This window comes from Streptococcus mitis (assembly GCF_001579045.1).
In the GTDB taxonomy this organism is placed as follows: domain Bacteria; phylum Bacillota; class Bacilli; order Lactobacillales; family Streptococcaceae; genus Streptococcus; species Streptococcus mitis_D.
The window spans coordinates 335,243-361,030 of sequence record NZ_KQ970262.1 but is presented as its reverse complement, the minus strand read 5'-3'; the positions used below and the strand labels follow the sequence as shown (position 1 = coordinate 361,030).

The following is a 25,788-nucleotide window of genomic DNA, read 5'->3' as shown; positions in this document are numbered from 1 at the left end:
AAGAGTTGAGACAAAGTCATTTTGTCTCAGTAAAGCTTGCTACTAGAGAAACTAGCAAGTTTTATTGAAATAAAATAAGACTCTGAAAGGAAGAGCACATGGCACACGAAAATGTCATTGAGATGCGTGATATCACCAAGGTGTTTGGTGAATTTGTTGCCAACGACAAAATCAACCTGCACCTACGAAAAGGTGAAATTCATGCACTTTTAGGAGAAAATGGGGCTGGAAAGTCCACGCTCATGAACATGTTAGCAGGGCTTCTTGAACCAACCAGTGGTGAAATTGCGGTCAACGGACAAGTTGTTAACCTCGACTCCCCATCTAAAGCAGCTAGCTTGGGAATCGGAATGGTTCACCAGCACTTTATGTTGGTAGAAGCTTTCACAGTGGCTGAAAATATCATTTTAGGAAGTGAATTAACTAAAAATGGTGTATTAGATATTGCTGGAGCTAGCAAAGAAATTAAGGCTCTTTCTGAACGTTACGGCTTAGCTGTTGATCCTTCTGCTAAGGTAGCAGATATCTCAGTTGGAGCCCAACAACGTGTAGAAATTTTAAAAACCCTTTATCGGGGGGCTGATATCCTTATCTTTGACGAACCAACGGCTGTTTTGACTCCATCAGAAATTGATGAGTTGATGGCTATTTTGAAAAATCTTGTCAAAGAAGGAAAATCAATTATCTTGATCACCCACAAGTTGGACGAGATTCGAGCAGTTTCTGACCGCGTTACAGTTATCCGTCGTGGGAAATCAATTGAAACTGTCGAAATTGCAGGAGCTACCAATGCTGATTTAGCAGAAATGATGGTGGGACGTTCTGTTTCCTTTAAAACAGAGAAGCAAGCCTCTCAACCAAAAGAAGTGGTCTTGTCTATTAAAGACTTGGTGGTCAATGAAAACCGAGGTGTCCCAGCTGTGAAAAATCTGTCCTTGGATGTTCGTTCTGGAGAGATTGTTGGGATTGCGGGGATTGATGGAAATGGTCAGTCTGAACTGATTCAAGCCATTACAGGTCTTCGCAAGGTTGAATCTGGAAGCATCGAGCTAAAAGGAGATTCAATTGTAGGCTTGCACCCACGTCAGATTGCAGAGCTAAGTGTTGGGCATGTTCCAGAAGACCGTCACCGTGATGGTTTGATTTTGGAAATGATGATCTCTGAAAATATTGCCCTTCAAACCTACTATAAAGAACCACATAGTAAAAATGGAATTTTGAACTATTCAAATATTACTTCTTATGCTAAAAAGCTAATGGAAGAGTTTGATGTTCGTGCTGCCAGTGAATTTGTGCCTGCAGCTGCACTCTCAGGAGGAAATCAACAAAAAGCAATTATTGCTCGTGAAATTGATCGAGATCCTGATCTCCTTATCGTCAGCCAGCCAACTCGTGGGTTGGATGTCGGTGCCATTGAATATATCCACAAGCGCTTGATTGAAGAGCGTGATAATGGTAAGGCTGTCCTTGTTGTCAGCTTTGAACTGGATGAGATTTTAAACGTCTCAGACCGTATTGCCGTTATCCACGATGGTAAGATTCAAGGTATTGTATCACCAGAAACAACCAATAAACAAGAACTTGGTGTCTTGATGGCTGGTGGAAACTTGGGAAAGGAGAAGAGTGATGTCTAAAAAATTACAACAAATTTCGGTTCCCTTGATTTCTGTCTTCCTAGGAATTTTACTTGGAGCCATTGTCATGTGGATCTTCGGTTATGATGCTATTTGGGGCTACGAAGAATTGTTCTATACAGCCTTTGGTAGCTTACGTGGTATTGGGGAAATCTTTCGTGCCATGGGGCCTCTGGTCTTGATTGGTCTTGGTTTTGCCGTTGCCAGTCGAGCTGGTTTCTTTAACGTCGGGCTTCCTGGTCAGGCTTTGGCAGGTTGGATTTTAAGTGGTTGGTTTGCCTTGTCGCATCCAGATATGCCCCGTCCCTTGATGATTCTAGCAACTATCGTGATTGCCTTGATTGCTGGTGGGATTGTCGGAGCGATTCCAGGTATTCTTAGGGCCTATCTAGGGACGTCAGAGGTTATCGTAACCATCATGATGAACTACATCGTTTTGTATGTAGGAAATGCCTTTATCCATGCTTTCCCTAAAGACTTTATGCAAAGTACCGATTCAACCATTCGTGTTGGGGCTAATGCAACCTATCAGACCCCTTGGTTGGCTGAGTTGACTGGTAACTCGCGGATGAATATTGGTATTTTCTTTGCCATCATTGCTGTTGCAGTCATTTGGTTCATGCTCAAGAAAACAACCCTTGGTTTTGAAATCCGTGCGGTTGGTCTTAATCCACATGCTTCAGAATATGCTGGTATTTCTGCCAAACGGACTATTATCTTATCAATGATTATCTCAGGTGCCTTGGCTGGTCTTGGTGGAGCTGTTGAAGGACTTGGAACCTTCCAGAACGTCTATGTTCAAGGGGCGTCATTAGCTGTCGGATTTAACGGGATGGCGGTTAGTCTGCTTGCGGCCAACTCACCAATTGGTATTCTCTTTGCAGCCTTCCTGTTTGGTGTTCTCCAAGTTGGAGCCCCAGGTATGAATGCGGCGCAGGTACCATCTGAACTTGTCAGCATTGTAACAGCGTCTATTATCTTCTTTGTCAGTGTTCATTACCTTATCGAACGCTTTGTCAAACCGAAAAAACAAGTTAAAGGAGGTAAGTAAAGATGTCTATTACAACCTTGCTCACCCTCTTGGTGTCTTCTATGCTGATTTACTCAGCGCCCCTCATCTTTACAAGTATCGGTGGTGTTTTCTCTGAACGTGGTGGTGTCGTAAACGTCGGCCTTGAAGGAATTATGGTTATGGGTGCCTTTTCTGGAGTTGTCTTTAACCTTGAATTTGCAGAACAATTTGGAGCAGCAACTCCATGGCTATCCTTGCTTGTAGCAGGATTAGTTGGTGGTCTCTTCTCCATCATCCACGCAGCAGCGACGGTTCATTTCCGTGCAGACCATGTTGTCAGCGGTACGGTATTGAACTTAATGGCGCCAGCCTTAGCTGTTTTCTTAGTGAAAGTTCTTTATAACAAAGGACAAACCGACAACCTAAGTCAGACTTTTGGACGCTTTGATTTCCCAGTCTTGGCAAATATCCCAGTGATTGGTGATATCTTCTTCAAGTCAACTAGTCTACTTGGTTATCTGGCCATTGCCTTCTCATTCCTTGCTTGGTTTATCCTCTTCAAGACTCGATTTGGTCTTCGTCTCCGTTCTGTCGGTGAACATCCTCAAGCAGCTGATACCTTGGGAATCAATGTCTACAAAATGAGATATTTAGGGGTTATTATTTCAGGTTTCCTAGGTGGAATTGGAGGAGCAATTTATGCTCAATCCATCTCAGTCAACTTCTCAGTGACAACTATTGTTGGACCTGGATTTATTGCCCTTGCTGCGATGATCTTCGGAAAATGGAATCCAATCGGAGCCATGCTATCTAGTCTCTTCTTTGGACTTTCACAAAGTTTGGCTGTTATCGGATCTCAATTGCCATTCCTACAAGGAGTACCTGCGGTTTACCTTCAAATCGCACCTTATGTTTTGACCATTCTTGTCTTGGCAGCCTTCTTTGGAAAAGCAGTTGCACCAAAAGCAGATGGTATCAACTATATCAAATCAAAATAAGCATACAAAAAAACGTCAGTTCATTCAGAACTGGCGTTTTATTTTTTAGGATGTTGGTGGGTCAAGTTCAATCCCCAAGGGACCAAATTTTCAGTTTTATTTTTGATGCGTGTGATATTGTCTTTATGGCGAATGATGATCAAGCTAGCGAGTGCTAAGATAATAGCGATGAAGAGAGGGTCATAGTTACTCAGGATAAAACCAAAAAGTGGAAAGAGTAGAACTCCGATAACAGCCGCGATAGATGCTGTGACACTAGACAGTGAAATCATACTACCTAGATAGAGGGTTCCAAAGAAAATAACCGCAAGGTAGAGGCAGAAGACAGGAGCAAATCCGAAAATCACTCCAGCGCTAGTTGCGACAGCCTTGCCTCCCTTAAATCCTGCAAAGATAGGAAAGGTGTGGCCAATAACAGCCAAAAGTCCAAAGATGAGAGGAGAAACGCCTTGCAGATGAAACATAATCGGAAGAAGCGTTGCTAGAGTTCCTTTAAAAAAGTCAATCACAAAGGTTGCCATACCAGCTTTCTTACCTAAAATGCGAAAGGTATTGGTTGTTCCAGTATTTCCAGAACCATGCTCGCGCAGATTGATTTGAAAGAATACTTGTCCAATCCAGAGACCAGACGGAATCGAACCCAGCAGATAGGCTAGGATTAATAAAACTATTGTAATCATACTCCTATTATATCATGAAATGGAGAAGAAAGGCAGAGAATCTCTTCTGAAATTGTCACACCGGAGAAAGAAAAATTTTGCAAAATCCTTAGAAAACCTGTAGAATAGTAAAGATGAACGAATAGGAGGTTCCTTGTGTCAAAAAAGGAAATCAATATTAACAATTATAATGATGATGCCATTCAGGTGCTAGAAGGGTTGGATGCGGTCCGTAAACGTCCAGGGATGTATATTGGATCGACTGATGGGGCAGGTCTCCATCACCTAGTCTGGGAAATCGTCGATAATGCTGTCGATGAAGCCTTGTCTGGATTTGGTGACCGTATTGATGTGACCATCAATAAAGATGGGAGTTTGACTGTACAAGACCATGGTCGTGGGATGCCGACAGGTATGCACGCTATGGGAATCCCAACAGTTGAGGTTATCTTTACCATTCTTCACGCCGGAGGGAAATTCGGTCAGGGTGGCTACAAGACATCTGGTGGTCTCCACGGGGTGGGTTCTTCCGTTGTTAACGCCCTTTCTAGCTGGCTAGAAGTTGAAATCACTCGTGATGGTGCAGTTTACAAGCAACGTTTTGAAAATGGTGGCAAACCTGTTACGACTTTGAAGAAAATCGGTACAGCGCCCAAGTCTAAAACAGGTACCAAGGTTACATTTATGCCTGATGCCAGTATCTTTTCTACGACAGACTTCAAGTATAATACCATTTCAGAACGTCTCAATGAGTCAGCCTTTCTCTTGAAAAATGTGACCTTGTCTTTGACGGACAAGCGAACAGATGAAGGGATTGAATTCCACTATGAGAATGGGGTACAAGACTTTGTTTCTTATCTAAACGAAGACAAGGAAACCTTGACGCCAGTTCTTTACTTTGAAGGCGAAGACAACGGTTTCCAAGTGGAAGTAGCCCTCCAGTACAATGACGGATTTTCAGATAATATTTTGTCCTTTGTTAATAACGTTCGCACCAAGGACGGTGGAACGCACGAGACAGGACTCAAGTCCGCTATTACCAAGGTCATGAATGACTACGCGCGTAAGGCAGGCCTCCTCAAGGAAAAAGATAAGAACCTAGAAGGTTCAGACTACCGTGAGGGACTAGCGGCCGTTCTTTCTATCCTTGTTCCTGAAGAACACCTCCAGTTTGAGGGACAGACCAAGGATAAACTTGGGAGTCCTCTAGCTCGTCCAGTTGTGGATGGCATTGTGGCGGATAAGTTGACCTTTTTCCTTATGGAAAATGGGGAATTAGCTTCAAATCTTATTCGCAAAGCCATCAAGGCCCGTGATGCTCGTGAAGCGGCACGTAAGGCGCGTGATGAGAGCCGAAATGGTAAGAAAAATAAAAAAGACAAGGGCTTGCTGTCTGGAAAATTGACCCCAGCCCAGTCTAAGAATCCTGCTAAGAATGAACTCTATCTGGTTGAGGGGGACTCTGCCGGTGGCTCTGCCAAGCAAGGCCGTGACCGTAAGTTCCAGGCCATTTTGCCCCTTCGAGGTAAGGTTATCAATACAGCCAAGGCTAAGATGGCGGATATCCTCAAAAATGAGGAAATTAACACCATGATTTATACTATTGGTGCAGGTGTGGGAGCAGACTTCTCCCTTGAAGATGCCAACTATGACAAAATCATTATCATGACCGATGCGGACACCGATGGTGCCCATATCCAGACCTTGCTCTTGACATTTTTCTACCGTTACATGCGTCCGCTAGTTGAGGCAGGACATGTTTATATCGCCCTTCCGCCTCTTTACAAGATGTCCAAAGGCAAAGGCAAGAAAGAAGAAGTGGCCTACGCTTGGACGGACGGAGAGCTAGAAGAACTCCGTAAACAGTTTGGTAAAGGTGCTACACTTCAACGCTACAAGGGGCTTGGAGAGATGAATGCGGACCAGCTCTGGGAAACAACTATGAACCCAGAAACGCGTACCCTTATTCGTGTCACCATTGAAGATCTAGCTCGTGCCGAACGTCGCGTCAATGTCCTCATGGGCGACAAGGTCGAACCACGACGTAAGTGGATTGAGGATAATGTCAAGTTTACGCTGGAAGAGAGTGGGGCGTTTTAGTATGAAAAATAAAAATCGTTTATGGATTACTGTTCCTGTGAGTGGTTTAATAACACTGTATGTTATTAGATTAATTAAAGTTTGGATAACTACTATAACTAATAATAAATCTAATTTATTAGATTTGTCATTGTTAGAAAATATTATAGTTCTAGTGACATTTTTTAGTGCAATAATATTTCTTTTGAAAGTAGGCTTATCGAATAATAAAAAACAGAAAATAATAAGTATTTTAATAATTATATGTTTTATTCTTACTCTTTTTTCATATTTTATCTCTGTGGGTAATAAGCAAGTTAATGATTTCTTAGTTTTTTTTACTTATATTTTATTTAATCTTTTGATCTATTTACTTTGTGATATGATTTTAATAGTTTATGAGTGGGTAATTAAAGATGAATCTACCATGGCTCCTAAATTGACATTCATTTGGGGATTAATCACATTTTTGATTGCCATATTATTTAAATTTTAAGGGAGAGACTAATGGAAGATGTTTTAAATTATTTAAGAAAGTTTGGCTTGGGTGTTGAGTTTATTTTAATATTTACATATTCGTTTTTTTGTTGTATTAAAGTGATAATTTTTAAAAATAGTAGTACTATAAAAAATATTCTAGCTCAAAAGAAGGGATTAATCGAGCAATCATTTGAGATTTTTAAATCTAAGGATTATTTATTTATATTATTTTTGGGAATAATATGTATACTATTGCTTTCTATCATAATTCATTTTAAGTGGAAAAAGTCAACAATTGATCCAATAAATTATATAGGAATGTTCATACATATAATTCTTCTTATTGTAGTTATTGCTATTTATTGGGATCCAGTACTTTTAACATTTGGAATTATTTGTGCTATAGGATTGGGACTTACAAAGAGTCTATAGTTATTTATTATTTTCTACAATAAAATCTTTAATGAAAAAAAGAGTATGAATATAAATTTTCAAAGTTGACAATTATAGTAAATATTTGACTTATTTACTTTGTGAACATTTTAAATGAGTTGAACACGCCCTAAATGCTATGTGAAATTTCTTATTAACTGAAGCAACATATTAAATTACAGAAAGGATAGTTTGGTTACTTACGGTAACTGAACATTGGACTAATCCTTTTATCATTACACATACTCTACATTCTTTGAAAGGAGTTGAACATGCCCTAAATGATGTGTGAAAAAGATAAATTCTCTTGTGAGTTTGCTTACTTCAAGAATTTTCTATTTTCACTTGATATTTTATGGGCTCTGTATCCTATATGAGTAACATTCAAAACATGTCCCTGGAGGACATCATGGGAGAGCGCTTTGGTCGCTACTCCAAGTATATTATTCAAGACCGGGCTTTACCAGATATTCGTGATGGATTGAAGCCGGTGCAACGTCGTATTCTTTATTCGATGAATAAGGATGGCAATACTTTTGACAAGAGCTACCGTAAGTCGGCTAAGTCTGTCGGGAATATCATGGGGAATTTCCACCCACACGGTGACAGTTCTATCTATGATGCCATGGTTCGTATGTCACAGGACTGGAAAAATCGTGAGATTCTAGTTGAAATGCATGGTAATAACGGTTCTATGGACGGAGATCCGCCTGCGGCGATGCGTTATACGGAGGCGCGTTTGTCTGAGATTGCTGGCTATCTTCTTCAAGATATCGAGAAAAAGTCCGTTCCTTTTGCTTGGAACTTTGACGACACGGAGAAAGAGCCAACTGTCTTACCAGCAGCCTTTCCAAATCTCTTGGTAAATGGATCGACTGGTATTTCGGCTGGTTATGCCACAGATATTCCTCCCCATAATTTGGCTGAGGTCATTGATGCGGCGGTTTACATGATTGATCATCCAACTGCCAAGGTGGACAAACTCATGGAATTCTTGCCTGGACCAGACTTCCCGACTGGAGGGATTATCCAGGGTCGTGATGAAATCAAGAAGGCCTATGAAACTGGGAAAGGGCGCGTGGTTGTTCGTTCCAAGACTGAGATTGAAAAGCTAAAAGGTGGTAAGGAACAAATCGTTGTCACTGAGATTCCTTATGAAATCAACAAGGCCAATCTAGTCAAGAAAATCGATGATGTTCGTGTCAATAATAAGGTGGCTGGTATTGCTGAGGTTCGCGATGAGTCTGACCGTGATGGTCTTCGTATCGCTATTGAGCTCAAAAAAGATGCCAATACGGAGCTTGTTCTCAACTACCTATTTAAGTACACCGACCTACAAATCAACTATAACTTTAATATGGTGGCGATTGACAATTTCACGCCTCGTCAGGTTGGGATCGTTCCAATCTTGTCTAGCTACATCGCCCACCGTCGCGAAGTGATTTTGGCGCGTTCTCGCTTTGACAAGGAAAAGGCTGAGAAACGTCTCCATATCGTCGAAGGTTTGATTCGCGTGATTTCGATTTTGGACGAAGTCATTGCCCTTATCCGTGCTTCTGAGAATAAGGCGGACGCCAAGGAAAACCTTAAGGTCAGCTATGATTTTACAGAAGAGCAGTCTGAGGCTATCGTAACCTTGCAACTGTACCGTTTGACCAATACCGATGTGGTTGTCTTGCAGGAAGAAGAAGCAGAACTTCGTGAAAAGATTGCTATGCTTGCGGCTATTATCGGTGATGAACGGACCATGTACAATCTCATGAAGAAAGAGCTTCGTGAGGTCAAGAAGAAATTTGCGACTCCACGTTTGAGTTCTTTAGAAGACACTGCGAAAGCAATTGAGATTGATACAGCTAGCCTTATCGCCGAGGAAGATACCTACGTCAGCGTGACCAAGGCAGGTTACATCAAGCGTACCAGCCCACGTTCCTTTGCAGCTTCTACCTTGGAAGAAATTGGCAAACGTGATGACGACCGTTTGATTTTTGTTCAATCTGCCAAGACAACCCAGCACCTCTTGATGTTCACAAGTCTTGGAAATGTCATCTATCGATCAATCCATGAATTGGCAGATATTCGCTGGAAGGATATCGGAGAGCATCTGAGCCAGACCATTACAAACTTTGAAACGAATGAAGAAGTACTTTACGTAGAAGTGGTAGATCAGTTTGATGATGCGACAACCTACTTTGCAGCGACTCGTCTCGGTCAAATCAAGCGTGTAGAACGCAAAGAATTCTCTCCATGGCGGACCTACAAGTCTAAGTCTGTCAAGTATGCTAAGCTCAAAGACGAGACAGACCAGATTGTAGCAGTGGCTCCGATTAAACTGGATGATGTTCTTTTGATTAGCCAAAATGGTTATGCCCTTCGTTTCAATATCGAAGAGGTTCCAGTTGTCGGTGCTAAGGCTGCAGGTGTCAAGGCTATGAACCTGAAAGAAGATGATGTCCTCCAATCGGCCTTTATCTGTAATACCTCGTCCTTCTACATCTTGACTCAGCGTGGAAGCTTGAAACGTGTTTCTATTGACGAAATTCCGGCAACCAGCCGTGCCAAACGCGGACTACAAGTCTTGCGCGAGTTGAAAAACAAACCGCATCGTGTCTTCTTAGCAGGAGCAGTTGTAGAACAAGGCTTCGTTGGTGACCTCTTTAGTACAGAAGTGGAAGAGAACGACCAAACTCTGCTTGTTCAATCCAACAAAGGAACAATCTATGAAATCCGATTGCAAGACTTGAACTTGTCAGAACGAACCAGCAATGGTAGCTTCATCTCTGACACGATTTCTGATGAAGAAGTTTTTGAGGCTTATCTTAAAGAAGTATTTACTGAAGCTAAATAAGTAAAATGAAGAATCAGTTCTAAGAGCTGGTTCTTTTTATTGAAGAAATTTTCTGAAAATTACAAAATATACTTGCTATTTTAGAAAAATAGTGTAGAATAAAAGAAATAAGTTTTTAGAATAAGGAGTGGAATATGACAGTAATGATTGATTGGGAAAACCTTGGTTTTTCCTATATGAAATTACCTTATCGCTATATTGCTCATTTTAAAAATGGACAATGGAATCAAGGAGAGCTTACAGAGGATGCAACTTTGCATATTTCAGAGTCTTCTCCAAGTCTTCACTATGGCCAACAAGCATTTGAAGGTTTGAAAGCCTATCGTACTAAGGATGGTAGTGTTCAACTTTTCCGTCCTGACGAAAATGCTAAACGCCTGCAACGTACTTGTGATCGTCTCTTGATGCCACAAGTTCCGACAGACATGTTTGTAGAAGCTTGTAAGGCAGTTGTCCGCGCGAATGAAGAATACGTACCACCATATGGAACAGGTGGAACCCTTTATCTTCGTCCACTTTTGATTGGTGTTGGAGATATTATCGGGGTTAAACCAGCAGAAGAGTATATTTTCACCATCTTTGCTATGCCAGTTGGAAATTACTTTAAGGGTGGTTTGGTTCCAACCAACTTCTTGATTCAGGATGAATACGACCGTGCCGCTCCAAATGGTACAGGTGCAGCTAAGGTTGGTGGGAACTATGCTGCCAGTCTCTTGCCAGGGAAATTGGCGAAATCACGTCATTTCTCAGATGTTATCTACCTAGACCCTTCAACTCATACAAAGATTGAAGAAGTCGGTTCAGCTAACTTCTTTGGAATTACAGCTGACAATGAGTTTGTAACACCATTGAGTCCATCTATCTTGCCATCTATTACTAAGTATTCTTTGCTTTATTTGGCAGAACACCGCTTGGGCTTGACTCCTATTGAGGGAGATGTTCCAATTGATAACCTTGACCGTTTTGTAGAGGCAGGTGCCTGTGGTACAGCAGCAGTTATTTCGCCAATTGGTGGAATTCAGCACGGTGATGATTTCCATGTATTCTATAGTGAAACAGAAGTTGGCCCTGTGACTCGTAAACTCTATGATGAATTGACAGGTATTCAGTTTGGTGATATTGAAGCGCCAGAAGGTTGGATTGTAAAAGTAGATTAAAACAAACAAAAGGAGATTTTTGATGAAATCGAAAAAGTGGCTCTTAACAGCAGGAGTGGTCCTGAGCACAACAGCTCTTTTAGTGGCTTGTGGAAAAGCTGATAAAGAAGCAGATGCACCGACAACATTTTCATATGTCTATGCAGTAGATCCAGCATCTTTGGACTATAGTATAGCGACTCGGACATCTACAACAGATGTCATCGGGAACGTGGTTGATGGCTTGATGGAAAACGACCAGTACGGAAATGTTATTCCTTCCTTGGCTGAGGATTGGTCTGTGTCAAAAGATGGTTTGACTTATACCTACAAACTTCGTAAAGGGGTTAAATGGTACACTTCTGAGGGTGAAGAATATGCAGAAGTAACAGCCCATGACTTTGTAACAGGATTGAAACACGTAGCTGACGGTAAGTCAGATGGTGTCTCTCTCATCCAAAATTCAATCAAGGGTTTGGATGCCTACATGACTGGTGAGACGAACGATTTCTCCACAGTTGGTGTTAAGGCCTTGGACGATTATACAGTTGAATATACCCTAAACAAACCAGAAAGTTTCTGGAACTCTAAAGTGACAACAGCGACGATGTTGCCTGTAAATGAAGAGTTTTTGAAGGCATCAGGTAAAGATTATGGAGCAGTTACTCCAGCAGGGATTCTTTACAATGGTCCTTATATCTTGAAGACCTTGACTTCTAAATCGTTAATCGAATACGAGAAAAATCCAAACTACTGGGATAAAGAAAAGGTAAAAATCGAGAAGATTAAATTGACCTACTACGATGGTTCTGATCAGGAATCGTTGATTCGTAGCTTCTCTTCAGGTGCCTATACGACGGCCCGTCTCTTTCCAAGTAGCTCAAACTTTGCTTCAACTTTGGAACAATACGGAGATAAAATTACTTATAGCCCACAGGACTCAAGTAGTTATTACTTCACCTTTAACGTAAATCGTCAGTCATACAATAAAACTGCGAAAACAAGTGAGGAGCAAAAGACTTCTACAAAAGAAGCGATGCTCAATAAGGATTTCCGTCAGGCTATCAACTTTGCCTTTAACCGCCATTCTTATGCTGCTCAGTTAAATGGTGAAGATGGGGCGGACAAGATTATTCGTAACAGCCTCGTTCCTGACAACTTTGTGCAAGCAAGTGGTAAGAACTTTGGTCAAATTGCTCAAGCAGAGTTGGTGAACTACGGTGACCAATGGAAAGGTGTTGAGCTAGTTGACGGTAAGGACTCTATCTACAATCCTGACAAGGCTAAAGCAGCATTTGAAAAAGCTAAGAAAGACTTGGAATCTAAAGGTGTGACCTTCCCAATTCACTTGGATGTTCCAGTTGAACAAACAGATACCATCGCCGTTCAACAAAGCAACTCTTTCAAACAGTCAATCGAATCAACTCTTGGTGCTGAAAATGTTGTCATCGACGTTCTTCAAATGACAGATAATGAAAAGGAAACAATCACTTCACAAGCGCGTGTTCCTTCCCAAAAAGACTATGATTTGAATAGTACAGGATGGGCTCCAAGTTATCAAGACCCAGCATCTTATTTAACTATCATGGATCCTAAATCAGGTTCTGCTATGAAACACCTAGGTATCACTAAAGGAAAAGACAAGGATGTCGTAGCTAAGATTGGTTTGGACCAGTATAAGAAATTATTGGATGATGCCGATTCAGAAACTACGAATCTTGAAGAGCGCTATGAAAAATATGCCAAGGCTCAAGCTTGGTTGACAGATAGTTCATTATTGATGCCGACAGCCTCATCTGGTGGTTCTCCAGTTGTAAGTAATGTCGTGCCATTCTCAAAACCGTACTCACAAGTTGGTATTAAGGGTGACCCATATATCTTTAAAGGAATGAAATTGCAAAAAGATATCGTTACAACGAAAGAATATGAAGAAGCACTGAAAAAATGGCAAAAAGAAAAATTGGAATCAAACGGTAAGTACCAAAAAGAACTAGAAAAACACATTAAATAACGCAGAAAACTCTATATTAGACAAGCCTGATATAGAGTTTTTTCTTGCTAGTTTTTGGATTTTCTTGTAAAATAGAAAAAGTGAAGAGAGGTATGAAATGAGTAAGAAAGATAAAAAAATTGAAATTCAAGTAGCAGATGCTAAAGTTAATGTAGGAAAAGACAGTTTTGAAGGCTATACCTTGACCATTGGTAAAAAAGTTATCGGAGAAATTGCCGAATTAGACGGACAATTTGCCATCATAAAGAATGGGAATGTCGATAGTTTTTATAAAAAATTGGAAAAAGCTGTGGAAATTTTGATTGAAAATTATAATTTAGCAAAATAAGTCTTGTTTTTTTGAAATTTTCATGATATAATAGTCCATATTGATTGTAGGAGAGATAGCGAAGAGGCTAAACGCGGCGGACTGTAAATCCGCTCCTTCGGGTTCGGGGGTTCGAATCCCTCTCTCTCCATTTCATCAATGGGGTATAGCCAAGCGGTAAGGCAAGGGACTTTGACTCCCTCATGCGTTGGTTCGAATCCAGCTACCCCAGTTCTTAGGTAATGATCAAGATAAAAAGAAAAATATCTTAGGGTATTTTATTTTTATAATTGAAAGACGTGAACGATATGAACATGTCCTTGCGGGTGCTTAGGAAAAAAATTATAAGTATGTCAAGTTTAAGAAAAAACTTGATTGTTGGAGGATTTTTTAGATGAACGAATTTGAAGATTTGCTAAATAGCGTTAGCCAAGTTGAGACTGGTGATGTTGTTAGTGCTGAAGTATTGACAGTTGATGCGACTCAAGCTAACGTTGCAATCTCTGGAACTGGTGTTGAAGGTGTCTTGACTCTTCGCGAATTGACAAACGATCGCGATGCAGATATCAATGACTTTGTTAAAGTAGGAGAAGTATTGGATGTTCTTGTACTTCGTCAAGTAGTTGGTAAAGATACTGATACAGTTACATACCTTGTATCTAAAAAACGCCTTGAAGCTCGCAAAGCATGGGACAAACTTGTTGGTCGCGAAGAAGAAGTTGTTACTGTTAAAGGAACTCGTGCCGTTAAAGGTGGACTTTCAGTAGAATTTGAAGGTGTTCGTGGATTTATCCCAGCTTCAATGTTGGATACTCGTTTCGTACGTAACACTGAGCGTTTTGTAGGTCAAGAATTTGACGCTAAAATCAAAGAAGTTGATGCTAAAGAAAACCGCTTCATCCTTTCACGTCGTGAAGTTGTTGAAGCAGCTACAGCAGCAGCTCGCGCTGAAGTATTCGGTAAATTGGCTGTTGGTGATGTTGTAACTGGTAAAGTTGCACGTATCACAAGCTTCGGTGCTTTCATCGACCTTGGTGGTGTTGACGGATTGGTTCACTTGACTGAATTGTCACATGAACGTAACGTATCACCAAAATCAGTTGTAACTGTTGGTGAAGAAATTGAAGTGAAAATCCTTGATCTTAACGAAGAAGAAGGACGTGTATCACTTTCACTTAAAGCAACAACACCTGGACCATGGGATGGCGTTGAGCAAAAATTGGCTAAAGGTGATGTAGTAGAAGGAACAGTTAAACGTTTGACTGACTTCGGTGCATTTGTTGAAGTATTGCCAGGTATCGATGGACTTGTTCACGTATCACAAATTTCACACAAACGTATTGAAAATCCAAAAGAAGCTCTTAAAGTTGGTCAAGAAGTTCAAGTTAAAGTTCTTGAAGTTAACGCAGATGCAGAGCGCGTATCACTTTCTATTAAAGCTCTTGAAGAGCGTCCAGCTCAAGAAGAAGGACAAAAAGAAGAAAAACGTGCTGCTCGTCCACGTCGTCCAAAACGTCAAGAAAAACGTGATTTTGAACTTCCAGAAACACAAACAGGATTCTCAATGGCTGACTTGTTCGGTGATATCGAACTTTAATCAAATTGAAAATTCACAAAATCCTTTGTTTACTAAACAAGGGATTTTTCTTTTGTCTCTGCTCCTTTTTTTGATATAATAGTTCTATGTTAAAATCAGAAAAACAATCACGTTATCAAATGTTAAATGAAGAATTGTCCTTCCTATTGGAAGGTGAAACTAATGTTTTGGCTAATCTTTCCAACGCCAGTGCTCTCATAAAATCACATTTTCCTAATACCGTATTTGCAGGCTTTTATTTGTTCGATGGAAAGGAATTGGTTTTAGGTCCCTTCCAAGGAGGTGTTTCCTGCATCCGTATTGCACTGGGTAAGGGTGTTTGTGGTGAGGCAGCCTATTTTCAGGAAACTGTTCTGGTTGGTGATGTAACAACTTATCCCAACTATATTTCTTGTGATAGTCGAGCTAAAAGTGAAATTGTGGTGCCGATGGTAAAGAATGGTCAATTACTTGGAGTTCTGGATCTGGATTCTTCAGAGATTGATGATTATGATGCTATGGATCGAGATTATTTGGAACAATTTGTCGCTATTTTGCTTGAAAAGACAGAATGGGACTTTACAATGTTTGGGGAGAAAGCCTAATGTATCAAGCACTTTATCGAAAATATAGAAGTCAAAACTTCTCTCAGTTGGTTGGACAGGAAGTTGTGGCTAAGACTCTTAAACAAGCAGTGAAACAAGAAAAAATAAGTCACGCTTATCTTTTTTCTGGTCCTCGTGGAACGGGAAAAACCAGTGTGGCTAAGATTTTTGCCAAAGCTATGAACTGTCCCAATCAAGTGGGTGGCGAACCTTGCAATAACTGCTATATTTGTCAAGCAGTGACGGACGGTAGTTTAGAAGATGTCATTGAAATGGATGCAGCCTCTAATAATGGGGTGGATGAAATCCGTGAAATTCGCGATAAATCTACCTATGCGCCTAGCCTTGCTCGTTATAAGGTTTATATCATAGATGAGGTTCACATGCTGTCTACAGGGGCTTTTAATGCCCTCCTAAAGACGCTGGAAGAGCCAACACAGAATGTAGTCTTTATTTTGGCCACTACTGAATTGCACAAGATTCCTGCGACTATTCTATCCCGTGTGCAACGTTTTGAATTTAAATCAATTAAGACACAGGATATTAAGGAACATATCCACTATATCTTAGAAAAAGAAAATATTAGTTCTGAACCAGAGGCTGTGGAGATCATTGCCAGACGGGCGGAAGGTGGAATGCGGGACGCCTTGTCTATTTTGGATCAAGCCCTGAGTTTGACACAGGGAAATGAATTGACGACTGCCATCTCTGAAGAAATTACTGGCACCATTAGCCTATCAGCCTTGGATGATTATGTGGCTGCCTTGTCTCAACAGGATGTTCCCAAGGCCTTGTCTTGCTTAAATCTTCTCTTTGATAATGGTAAGAGCATGACCCGTTTTGTGACGGATCTTTTGCACTATTTAAGAGATTTGTTAATTGTTCAAACAGGAGGAGAAAACACTCACCATAGTCCAGTCTTTGTAGATAATCTGGCTATTTCGCAGGAAAAGCTGTTTGAAATGATTCGCTTGGCGACAGTGAGTTTAGCAGATATTAAGTCTAGTTTGCAGCCTAAAATCTATGCTGAAATGATGACCATTCGTTTAGCGGAGATTAAGCCTGAACCAGCTCTTTCAGGGGCGGTTGAAAGTGAAATTGCTACGCTGAGACAGGAAGTTGCCCGTCTCAAACAAGAACTCGCCAATGTGGGAACCGTAGCTAAGCCAACAAATCCAGCCCCTAGTCGTCCAGCGGCAGGCAAAACAGTCTATCGTGTGGATCGCAATAAAGTTCAATCTATCTTACAAGAGGCTGTCGAAAATCCTGATTTAGCACGTCAAAATCTGATTCGCTTGCAGAATGCCTGGGGAGAGGTAATTGAAAGTCTAGGTGGTCCTGACAAGGCTTTGCTGGTTGGTTCTCAACCGGTTGCCGCCAATGAACACCATGCTATTCTTGCTTTTGAGTCTAACTTTAATGCTGGTCAAACCATGAAACGGGACAATCTCAACACCATGTTTGGCAATATCCTCAGTCAGGCAGCAGGTTTTTCACCTGAGATTTTAGCTATTTCCATGGAAGAATGGAAAGAAGTTCGCGCAGCCTTTTCAGCCAAAGCTAAATCTTCTCAAGCTGAAAAAGAAGCAGAAGAAAGTCTGATTCCAGAAGGTTTTGAATTTTTGGCTAATAAAGTGAAGGTAGAGGAAGACTAAAGAAAGATTTCATGATACAATAAGTTTATGAATAAACAACAATTTATTATTATGGCGCTGTTTACAGCTGCTGAGACCTATTTTTTCAATGAAGCCTGGATGACTGGCCGCTATATTATGGCAGCCTTTTGGGCCATTTTGCTCTTTAGAAATTTCCGAGTCAGTTATGTGATGGGCAAAATCGTTGATGTCATCGATCAGCATTTTAATAGGAAAGACTAGCCCTCAGCTTCCAGACAAAATCAAAGCCTTTTAGGCTTTTTTTTGTTATACTAGAAAAGTATATTTATAGACCTTTTATACTCTTCGAAAATCTCTTCAAACTACGTCAGCTTTATCTGCAACCTCAAAGCGGTACTTTGAGCAACCTGCGGCTAGCTTCCTAGTTTGCTCTCTGATTTTCATTGAGTATTACCGTATTTTCTAGAGACAACTAGTATGTTTCCAGTAAGAACTGTAAAGGCCTTGAAAAAGAAAGGAACTATCATGTCAGTATTAGAGATCAAAGATCTTCACGTTGAGATTGAAGGAAAAGAAATTTTAAAAGGGGTTAACCTGACCCTGAAAACAGGAGAAATTGCCGCTATCATGGGACCAAATGGTACAGGTAAATCGACTCTCTCTGCCGCTATCATGGGAAATCCAAACTATGAAGTAACTAAAGGTGAAGTTTTGTTTGATGGCGTAAACATCCTTGAGTTGGAAGTGGATGAGCGTGCGCGTATGGGACTTTTCCTTGCTATGCAATACCCATCAGAAATTCCTGGAATTACTAACGCTGAGTTTCTTCGTGCAGCCATGAATGCTGGTAAAGAAGACGATGAGAAGATTTCAGTTCGTGAGTTTATTACTAAATTGGATGAGAAGATGGAATTGCTCAACATGAAAGAAGAAATGGCTGAGCGTTACCTCAACGAAGGCTTCTCTGGTGGTGAGAAAAAACGTAATGAAATTCTTCAACTTTTGATGTTGGAACCAACTTTCGCACTTTTGGATGAGATTGACTCTGGTCTTGATATTGACGCACTTAAAGTTGTGTCTAAAGGTGTGAATGCCATGCGTGGTGAAAGCTTTGGTGCTATGATTATCACTCACTATCAACGTCTTTTGAACTACATTACACCTGATGTGGTACATGTGATGATGGAAGGTCGTGTTGTCCTTTCAGGTGGTCCAGAATTGGCTGCGCGTTTGGAACGTGAAGGATACGCAAAACTAGCTGAAGAACTTGGCTACGACTACAAGGAAGAATTGTAATTCCCTCGTATCTTTTAGGAGAAGTAAATGACTAAAGAAAATATTAAACTTTTTTCAGAAATGCACGCTGAACCAAGCTGGTTGGCTGATCTCCGTCAAAAAGCTTTTGACAAGATTGAGACTTTGGAATTACCAGTTATTGAGCGTGTCAAATTCCACCGTTGGAATCTGGGGGATGGGACGATTACAGAAAGCGAGCCATCAGTAAATGTTCCAGATTTCACTGCACTAGATAACCATTTGAAGTTGGTGCAAGTAGGAACGCAAACTGTTTTTGAGCAAATTCCAGTTGAGTTGGCTGAACAGGGTGTTGTCTTTACAGATTTCCATTCAGCTTTAGAAGAAATTCCAGAGCTCGTAGAAGAATTCTTCATGTCATCTGTTAAGTATGACGATGACAAGTTGGCAGCCTACCATACAGCTTATTTCAATAGTGGTGCTGTTCTCTATATTCCTGATAACGTTGAAATTAAAGAGCCAATCGAAGGTATTTTCTACCAAGATAGTGATAGTGATGTGCCGTTTAACAAGCATATTATGATTATCGCTGGTAAAAATTCTAAGATTAGTTATCTGGAGCGTTTAGAGTCACGCGGTGAAGGAAGTGCCAAAGCAACTGCTAATATCACAGTAGAAGTAATTGCACGTTCTGGTGCTCAAGTCAAGTTTGCTGCGATTGACCGTCTAGGTGAAAACGTCACTGCTTACATTAGCCGTCGTGGTAAATTAGGCAACGATGCAAGCATTGATTGGGCAATTGGTGTCATGAACGAAGGAAATGTCGTTGCTGATTTTGATAGTGACTTGATTGGTAATGGTAGCCATGCTGACCTGAAAGTTGTAGCTCTTTCAAGTGGTCGTCAGGTTCAAGGGATTGATACTAGAGTGACTAACTATGGTTGCAACTCAATCGGAAATATCCTCCAACATGGGGTTATTCTTGAAAAAGCAACCTTGACCTTCAATGGTATCGGTCACATCATCAAGGGTGCTAAGGGAGCAGATGCCCAACAAGAGAGCCGTGTTCTCATGCTTTCAGATCAAGCGCGTTCAGATGCTAACCCAATTCTTTTGATTGATGAAAATGACGTAACTGCAGGACACGCGGCTTCTATCGGTCAGGTAGACCCAGAAGATATGTACTACCTCATGAGTCGTGGTTTGGACAAGGCAACTGCAGAACGCTTGGTTGTCCGTGGTTTCCTTGGATCTGTTATCGTGGAGATTCCAGTCAAGGAAGTTCGTGATGAAATGATTGCGACTATCGAAGAAAAATTGTCAAAACGCTAAGGGGTAGCCTATGTTAGATGTAGAAGCGATTCGCAAGGATTTTCCAATTTTAGACCAGATTGTCAACGATGAACCGTTGGTCTATCTGGACAATGCTGCGACGACACAAAAACCACTAGCAGTACTGGAAACAATCAACCGCTACTATGAGCAGGACAATGCCAATGTTCACCGTGGCGTTCATACCTTGGCAGAAAGGGCGACAGCTTCCTATGAGGCGGCTCGTGAAACCATTCGTAAGTTTATCAATGCAGGCTCAACAAAGGAAGTTCTCTTCACCAGAGGAACGACAACCAGTCTTAACTGGGTAGCTCGCTTTGCTGAGGAAGTCTTGACTGAGGGAGACCAAGTTTTGCTCTCTATCATGGAACACCATTCCAATATCATTCCTTGGCAGGAAGCCTGTCGTAAGACTGGGGCTGAGCTTGTCTATGTTTATCTCAAAGACGGAGCTTTGGATATGGCTGACTTGCGAGCAAAATTGACGGACAAGGTAAAGTTTGTCTCCCTAGCTCATGCCTCCAATGTTCTTGGTGTGGTCAATCCAATCAAAGAAATCACTCAAATGGCCCACCAAGTTGGAGCCATCATGGTGGTAGATGGTGCTCAGTCTACACCTCATATGAAGATTGATGTCCAGGATTTGGATGTGGACTTATTTGCCTTTTCAGGTCACAAGATGGCTGGTCCGACTGGTATCGGTGTTCTGTACGGAAAAGAGAAGTATTTAGAACAAATGTCACCAGTTGAATTTGGTGGTGAGATGATTGATTTCGTTTATGAACAATCTGCTAGTTGGAAGGAATTACCTTGGAAATTTGAGGCTGGGACTCCTAATATGGCAGGAGCAATTGGACTTGCAGCTGCAGTGGATTATCTTGAAAATATTGGCATGGATGCTATTGAAGGCCATGAACAAGAACTGATCGCATATGTCTTTCCAAAATTGCAGGCAATTGAAGGACTGACTATCTATGGTTCACAAGATTTGGCTCAACGCTCAGGTGTCATTGCTTTTAACCTAGGCGACCTTCATCCTCACGACCTTGCAACGGCTTTGGATTATGAAGGTGTGGCAGTTCGTGCGGGTCACCACTGTGCGCAACCCTTGCTCCAGTATTTGGATGTTCCAGCAACAGCTCGTGCAAGTTTTTATATCTACAATACCAAGGCAGATTGCGACAAGCTAGTCGATGCCTTACAAAAGACAAAGGAGTTTTTCAATGGCACTTTCTAAACTAGATAGCCTTTATATGGCAGTGGTAGCAGATCATTCGAAAAATCCACATCACCAAGGGAAGTTGGAAGATGCTGAGCAAATCAGTCTCAACAATCCGACTTGTGGAGATGTCATCAACCTCTCTGTCAAGTTTGATGTAGATGACCGTTTGGAAGATATCGCTTTTCTAAACTCAGGTTGTACCATCTCAACTGCCTCTGCTAGCATGATGACAGATGCAGTTTTAGGAAAAACTAAACAAGAAATTTTAGAACTTGCAACTATTTTTTCTGAAATGGCTCAAGGACAAAAAGATGAACGCCAAGACCAACTAGGCGATGCAGCTTTCTTGTCAGGTGTTGCCAAATTCCCTCAACGAATTAAGTGTGCAACCCTAGCTTGGAATGCCCTTAAGAAAACAATTGAAAATCAAGAAAAACAATAAGACAAGTTTCTGTTGTCTTATGAATCAGTAGAAATGAAGAATGAAAGAAAGGATATTATGGCTGAAGAAAGAGTAGAACCAAAACCAATTGATCTTGGTGAATATAAATTTGGTTTCCATGATGATGTAGAGCCTGTCCTATCGACAGGAAAAGGACTGAATGAAGATGTCATTCGTGAACTATCAGCTGCTAAGGGAGAACCTGAGTGGATGCTAGAATTTCGTTTGAAGTCTTATGAAACCTTCAAAAAAATGCCCATGCAAACTTGGGGAGCAGACTTGTCAGAGATTGATTTTGATGACTTGATCTACTACCAAAAACCATCTGATAAACCAGCCCGTTCTTGGGATGAGGTTCCTGAAAAAATTAAAGAAACCTTTGAACGTATTGGGATACCAGAAGCTGAGCGTGCTTATCTAGCCGGTGCCTCTGCCCAGTACGAGTCAGAAGTAGTTTACCACAACATGAAGGAAGAGTTCCAGAAATTGGGGATTATCTTTACAGATACGGATTCTGCCCTCAAGGAATATCCAGACTTGTTTAAACAATACTTTGCTAAGTTGGTACCGCCGACAGATAACAAGTTGGCTGCCCTTAACTCGGCTGTATGGTCTGGTGGAACCTTTATCTACGTACCAAAAGGTGTCAAGGTAGATATTCCACTTCAAACCTACTTCCGTATCAACAATGAAAATACTGGTCAGTTTGAACGTACTCTGATTATCGTTGATGAGGGAGCAAGTGTTCATTACGTAGAAGGATGTACAGCGCCAACTTATTCAAGCAACAGCTTGCACGCCGCCATTGTAGAAATTTTTGCCTTGGATGGTGCTTATATGCGCTATACGACCATCCAAAATTGGTCTGATAACGTCTATAACTTGGTAACGAAACGTGCCAAAGCCTTGAAAGATGCGACTGTTGAGTGGATCGATGGAAACTTGGGGGCTAAAACGACTATGAAATACCCGTCTGTTTACCTAGATGGAGAAGGTGCGCGTGGTACCATGCTTTCTATTGCCTTTGCTAATGCAGGGCAACACCAAGACACGGGTGCTAAGATGATTCACAATGCTCCACATACTAGCTCGTCTATCGTGTCTAAATCCATCGCTAAAGGTGGAGGAAAGGTTGACTATCGTGGACAAGTAACCTTTAATAAAAACTCTAAGAAATCTGTTTCTCACATTGAGTGTGATACCATTATTATGGATGACTTGTCAGCATCAGATACTATTCCATTTAATGAAATCCACAACTCGCAAGTTGCTTTGGAACACGAAGCTAAGGTATCTAAGATTTCAGAGGAACAACTCTATTACCTCATGAGTCGTGGCTTGTCAGAATCTGAGGCAACAGAGATGATTGTTATGGGATTTGTAGAACCCTTCACGAAAGAACTTCCAATGGAATATGCAGTTGAGCTGAACCGCTTGATTAGCTATGAAATGGAAGGGTCAGTTGGGTAAAATTTGATTTTAGATTTACTAAAAATCAAGGACTTTGATACTATTCGAAAATCAAGGACTTTGAAGATGAATTTGTAATAAAAAATCGCGGTTTAAAATCGCGATTTTTTTATAATTTCTCGTTGATAAATCGGATAAACTGATTCCACCAAACTTTTAAGAAGAAGGCTTTTTCAACTTTCTTTTCTGCTACCATTTCAAAACTAGGACGTTCTGTAGTGATGTAACCTTGACCAATCAAATCATTGTCTTCATAAGTCAAATGTCCAACCACAGTTCCGGCTGCAAGTGGTGCTGGAATTGCCTTAGAATCAGGTGTGAATTGAACAGATTGGGAAGATTGATTCCCAACACGTTCAATTAGAGAGATATCATCTTTGGCAATGGCAGTGACCATATTTTCTTTTCCATCTTGTACAGGGGCTTTACTATCTTGATAGGCATCGCCTTTTTGAACGATTTTGCGAAGTGTGAATGTAGAAGAGATATAATCCATTAGTGAAGAAGTAGCTGTGAAGCGAGCGTAAGGATTATTGTCTTGATGATCTGCATTCAAAACAACTGTGATAACCCTCATCCCTTTTTCGACAGTAGTACCAACAAAAGATTCTCCAGCTTTGTCTGTATTTCCTGTTTTAAGGCCATCAAAACCACCGCGATAAGCAGGCATACCCTCTAACATGTAGTTGGTAGAAGTGATTGTCATTCCAGCAAAAGTAGAAGAAGGTTTTTTCGTGATTTCCAAGACTTGTGGGTATTTTTTGATGAGATTGCGAGCAACGATAGCGACATCATAAGCACTGAGCTTATTTTCCTCATCTTTTTTAGATCCTGGGTAAATGTTATCCCCTAGAGTCTCATTGTTAAGACCAGTCGTATTGACAACAGTGGCATCCTGAATTCCCCATTCTAAGAGTTTTGCCCGCATCATATCGACGAAATCTTTTTCTGAGCCAGCAATTTTCTCAGCTAGGGCAATAGCCGCACTGTTAGCACTAGATACTAGGGTTGCTTCGAGCAGTTGTTCGACGGTATAATTACGAGCCTCCATAGGAACGTTACTCGCTTCAGAATTTGTCGTTAATTTGTAAGGATAATCAGAAATATCTACCGGAGTTGATAGTGTAATACTGCCGTTTTCCAAGGCTTCATAGACAAGATAAACAGTAATTAACTTTGTGATTGAAGCAATTTCAACTGGCTGGGTTGCATCTTTCTCATAGAGAATTTTACCAGTATTTGCCTCAACGGCAATTGCATGTTTAGCAGCAATATTAAAATCTTGAGCAGCAACAGTAGATGCTGAGCCAATAACGGAAAGGCTTAAAAGAGTTAAAATTATTTTTTTCATAGTAAGTTTATTCTATCATAAAGAAAAAAATATTTCCAGTTTCATGATATAAGAAAGAAGCTTTTTTGAAAGTGTGGTAAAATAGATGAATGGAGGTACCTCATGTTTCGTAAGAATAAATTATTTTTTTGGACCAGTGAGATTTTACTATTAACCATTATCTTTTATTTATGGAGAGAGATGGGAGCGATTATTACACCTTTTGTAAGCGTTGCAAACACTATAATGATTCCCTTTCTTTTAGGTGGTTTTTTATATTATTTGACCAATCCTATTGTAAATTTTTTACAAAAGTATTTCAAAATTAACCGTATCATTGGTATTCTACTAACCTTGTGCGCCTTGGTTTGGGGGCTAGTTATTGGGGTAGTCTATCTCTTACCGATTTTGATTAATCAGCTGACAAGTTTGATTGCAACAAGTCAGACAATTTATAGTCGTTTGCAAGATTTGATTGTGGATTTATCTACCTATCCAGCCTTTCAAAATTTGGATATTCAAGCGACTATTCAACAGTTAAATCTCTCCTATGTAGATATTCTACAAAATATCCTAAATAGTGTAACGAATAGTGTTGGAAGTGTCCTATCTGCGCTCTTTAGTACTGTTTTGATTATTATCATGACCCCTGTGTTTTTAATTTATTTTTTGTTAGATGGTCACAAATTCTTGCCGATGCTTGAGCGTACTGTTTTAAAGCGAGATAAGTTGCATATTACAGGTCTTTTAAAAAATTTGAATGCTACAATCGCTCGCTATATTAGTGGAGTCGCCATTGATGCGATTATTATTGGTTGTTTGGCCTTTATCGGATATAGCGTAATCGGTTTGAAATACGCTTTGGTCTTTGCCATCTTTTCAGGGTTAGCCAATCTCATTCCTTATGTAGGACCAAGTATTGGTCTGATTCCGATGATTATCGCCAATGTCTTTACTGATCCCCATAGAATGCTGATTGCAGTTATTTATATGCTGATTATTCAACAAGTGGATGGAAATATCCTCTACCCTCGAATCGTAGGAAGTGTTATGAAGGTTCATCCAATCACGATTTTGGTTTTACTTTTGTTGTCAAGCAATATCTATGGTGTAGTTGGAATGATTGTCGCAGTGCCAACCTATTCTATCTTAAAAGAAATTTCTAAGTTCTTATCCCGTTTGTATGAAAATCATAAAATAAAGAAAGAACGAGAAAGAGAATTAGCTAAGTAAAAGTCAGGAAATTCCTGATTTTTCTTTTCTTTAGGTAAATTATAGGAGTAGAAGTGCCGTTTAGATCAGCCGATTAAGAATAATTCACAAAAACTTTGTAAAACACTTGCAATTT

The 25,788-nt window shown here is 40.6% G+C and carries 22 protein-coding genes and 2 tRNA genes; 22 read left to right on the top strand and 2 right to left on the bottom strand.

The annotated features are described in order from the left end of the window. The first annotated feature begins 98 nt into the window (after positions 1 to 98). The 3 genes from SMIDD28_RS04795 to SMIDD28_RS04785 are packed head-to-tail and all read left to right on the top strand — an operon-like array spanning position 99 to position 3,644. The gene (locus SMIDD28_RS04795; protein WP_061425090.1) at positions 99 to 1,634 is read left to right on the top strand and encodes an ABC transporter ATP-binding protein; all 1,536 of its coding nucleotides are present in this window, start codon (positions 99 to 101) and stop codon (positions 1,632 to 1,634) included. Beyond that, complete coding sequence (locus SMIDD28_RS04790; RefSeq protein ID WP_023942990.1) at positions 1,627 to 2,685, top strand: ABC transporter permease; 1,059 nt, start codon at positions 1,627 to 1,629, stop codon at positions 2,683 to 2,685. Before SMIDD28_RS04795 ends, SMIDD28_RS04790 begins: the two co-directional genes overlap by 8 nt. Before the next feature lie 2 nt (positions 2,686 to 2,687). Then, on the top strand, positions 2,688 to 3,644 hold the full coding sequence (locus tag SMIDD28_RS04785; RefSeq protein ID WP_000029124.1) for an ABC transporter permease: 957 nt from the start codon (positions 2,688 to 2,690) through the stop codon (positions 3,642 to 3,644). Between the two features lie 38 nt (positions 3,645 to 3,682). Here the strand turns inward: SMIDD28_RS04785 and plsY are convergent, their stop codons facing one another. Then, positions 3,683 to 4,324 (bottom strand): glycerol-3-phosphate 1-O-acyltransferase PlsY, encoded by a 642-nt coding sequence (gene plsY, locus SMIDD28_RS04780; protein WP_000628800.1) that lies wholly within the window; start codon positions 4,322 to 4,324, stop codon positions 3,683 to 3,685. Positions 4,325 to 4,459: 135 nt separating this feature from the next. On the opposite strand from plsY, the gene parE reads away from it, so the two are divergent. The 18 genes from parE to sufB all read left to right on the top strand — a co-directional run bounded on the left by parE (position 4,460) and on the right by sufB (position 23,110). Further along, positions 4,460 to 6,403: a DNA topoisomerase IV subunit B gene (gene parE / locus SMIDD28_RS04775; protein WP_061425088.1), complete on the top strand. Its 1,944-nt coding sequence runs from the start codon at positions 4,460 to 4,462 to the stop codon at positions 6,401 to 6,403. Next, complete coding sequence (locus tag SMIDD28_RS04770) at positions 6,366 to 6,878, top strand: hypothetical protein (protein ID WP_155719314.1); 513 nt, start codon at positions 6,366 to 6,368, stop codon at positions 6,876 to 6,878. Before parE ends, SMIDD28_RS04770 begins: the two co-directional genes overlap by 38 nt. An 11-nt stretch (positions 6,879 to 6,889) precedes the next feature. Then, positions 6,890 to 7,294: a hypothetical protein gene (locus SMIDD28_RS04765; protein ID WP_061425084.1), complete on the top strand. Its 405-nt coding sequence runs from the start codon at positions 6,890 to 6,892 to the stop codon at positions 7,292 to 7,294. Positions 7,295 to 7,667: 373 nt separating this feature from the next. Continuing rightward, on the top strand, positions 7,668 to 10,139 hold the full coding sequence (parC, locus tag SMIDD28_RS04760; RefSeq protein WP_081103235.1) for a DNA topoisomerase IV subunit A: 2,472 nt from the start codon (positions 7,668 to 7,670) through the stop codon (positions 10,137 to 10,139). A gap of 134 nt (positions 10,140 to 10,273) precedes the next feature. After that, positions 10,274 to 11,296, top strand: coding sequence for a branched-chain amino acid aminotransferase (locus SMIDD28_RS04755; protein ID WP_061425080.1), 1,023 nt, complete (start codon positions 10,274 to 10,276; stop codon positions 11,294 to 11,296). Positions 11,297 to 11,318: 22 nt separating this feature from the next. Beyond that, positions 11,319 to 13,286: a peptide ABC transporter substrate-binding protein gene (locus SMIDD28_RS04750; RefSeq protein WP_061425078.1), complete on the top strand. Its 1,968-nt coding sequence runs from the start codon at positions 11,319 to 11,321 to the stop codon at positions 13,284 to 13,286. 97 nt (positions 13,287 to 13,383) lie between these two features. Further along, positions 13,384 to 13,614: a DUF2969 domain-containing protein gene (locus tag SMIDD28_RS04745; protein ID WP_000037113.1), complete on the top strand. Its 231-nt coding sequence runs from the start codon at positions 13,384 to 13,386 to the stop codon at positions 13,612 to 13,614. 49 nt (positions 13,615 to 13,663) lie between these two features. Continuing rightward, a tRNA-Tyr gene (locus SMIDD28_RS04740) sits at positions 13,664 to 13,744 on the top strand. Positions 13,745 to 13,753: 9 nt separating this feature from the next. Further along, positions 13,754 to 13,825 (top strand) — tRNA-Gln (locus SMIDD28_RS04735). A 162-nt stretch (positions 13,826 to 13,987) separates the two neighbouring features. Continuing rightward, positions 13,988 to 15,190, top strand: a complete 1,203-nt coding sequence (gene rpsA, locus SMIDD28_RS04730) for a 30S ribosomal protein S1 (protein ID WP_001001631.1) — start codon at positions 13,988 to 13,990, stop codon at positions 15,188 to 15,190. Positions 15,191 to 15,276: 86 nt separating this feature from the next. Next, complete coding sequence (locus SMIDD28_RS04725; RefSeq protein WP_061425076.1) at positions 15,277 to 15,774, top strand: GAF domain-containing protein; 498 nt, start codon at positions 15,277 to 15,279, stop codon at positions 15,772 to 15,774. Then, complete coding sequence (gene dnaX, locus SMIDD28_RS04720) at positions 15,774 to 17,429, top strand: DNA polymerase III subunit gamma/tau (protein ID WP_061425075.1); 1,656 nt, start codon at positions 15,774 to 15,776, stop codon at positions 17,427 to 17,429. Before SMIDD28_RS04725 ends, dnaX begins: the two co-directional genes overlap by 1 nt. 27 nt (positions 17,430 to 17,456) lie before the next feature. Further along, a complete protein-coding gene (locus tag SMIDD28_RS04715) occupies positions 17,457 to 17,651 on the top strand; it encodes a DUF3272 domain-containing protein (RefSeq protein ID WP_001041547.1) in 195 nt (64 codons plus the stop codon). A 264-nt stretch (positions 17,652 to 17,915) separates the two neighbouring features. Then, positions 17,916 to 18,686, top strand: a complete 771-nt coding sequence (sufC, locus tag SMIDD28_RS04710; protein WP_045615100.1) for a Fe-S cluster assembly ATPase SufC — start codon at positions 17,916 to 17,918, stop codon at positions 18,684 to 18,686. A 27-nt stretch (positions 18,687 to 18,713) separates the two neighbouring features. Next, positions 18,714 to 19,976: a Fe-S cluster assembly protein SufD gene (gene sufD / locus SMIDD28_RS04705; protein ID WP_061425071.1), complete on the top strand. Its 1,263-nt coding sequence runs from the start codon at positions 18,714 to 18,716 to the stop codon at positions 19,974 to 19,976. A gap of 10 nt (positions 19,977 to 19,986) precedes the next feature. Next, complete coding sequence (locus SMIDD28_RS04700; protein ID WP_061425069.1) at positions 19,987 to 21,213, top strand: cysteine desulfurase; 1,227 nt, start codon at positions 19,987 to 19,989, stop codon at positions 21,211 to 21,213. Beyond that, complete coding sequence (gene sufU / locus SMIDD28_RS04695; protein WP_061425067.1) at positions 21,200 to 21,640, top strand: Fe-S cluster assembly sulfur transfer protein SufU; 441 nt, start codon at positions 21,200 to 21,202, stop codon at positions 21,638 to 21,640. Before SMIDD28_RS04700 ends, sufU begins: the two co-directional genes overlap by 14 nt. 57 nt (positions 21,641 to 21,697) lie before the next feature. After that, positions 21,698 to 23,110 (top strand): Fe-S cluster assembly protein SufB, encoded by a 1,413-nt coding sequence (gene sufB / locus SMIDD28_RS04690; RefSeq protein ID WP_000797053.1) that lies wholly within the window; start codon positions 21,698 to 21,700, stop codon positions 23,108 to 23,110. Between the two features lie 109 nt (positions 23,111 to 23,219). Here sufB and pbp3 read toward each other — a convergent pair whose 3' ends face one another. Next, on the bottom strand, positions 23,220 to 24,461 hold the full coding sequence (gene pbp3, locus SMIDD28_RS04685) for a D-alanyl-D-alanine carboxypeptidase PBP3 (RefSeq protein ID WP_061425066.1): 1,242 nt from the start codon (positions 24,459 to 24,461) through the stop codon (positions 23,220 to 23,222). Positions 24,462 to 24,563: 102 nt separating this feature from the next. On the opposite strand from pbp3, the gene SMIDD28_RS04680 reads away from it, so the two are divergent. Further along, positions 24,564 to 25,673 (top strand): AI-2E family transporter, encoded by a 1,110-nt coding sequence (locus tag SMIDD28_RS04680; protein ID WP_061425065.1) that lies wholly within the window; start codon positions 24,564 to 24,566, stop codon positions 25,671 to 25,673. Positions 25,674 to 25,788 lie beyond the last annotated feature (115 nt).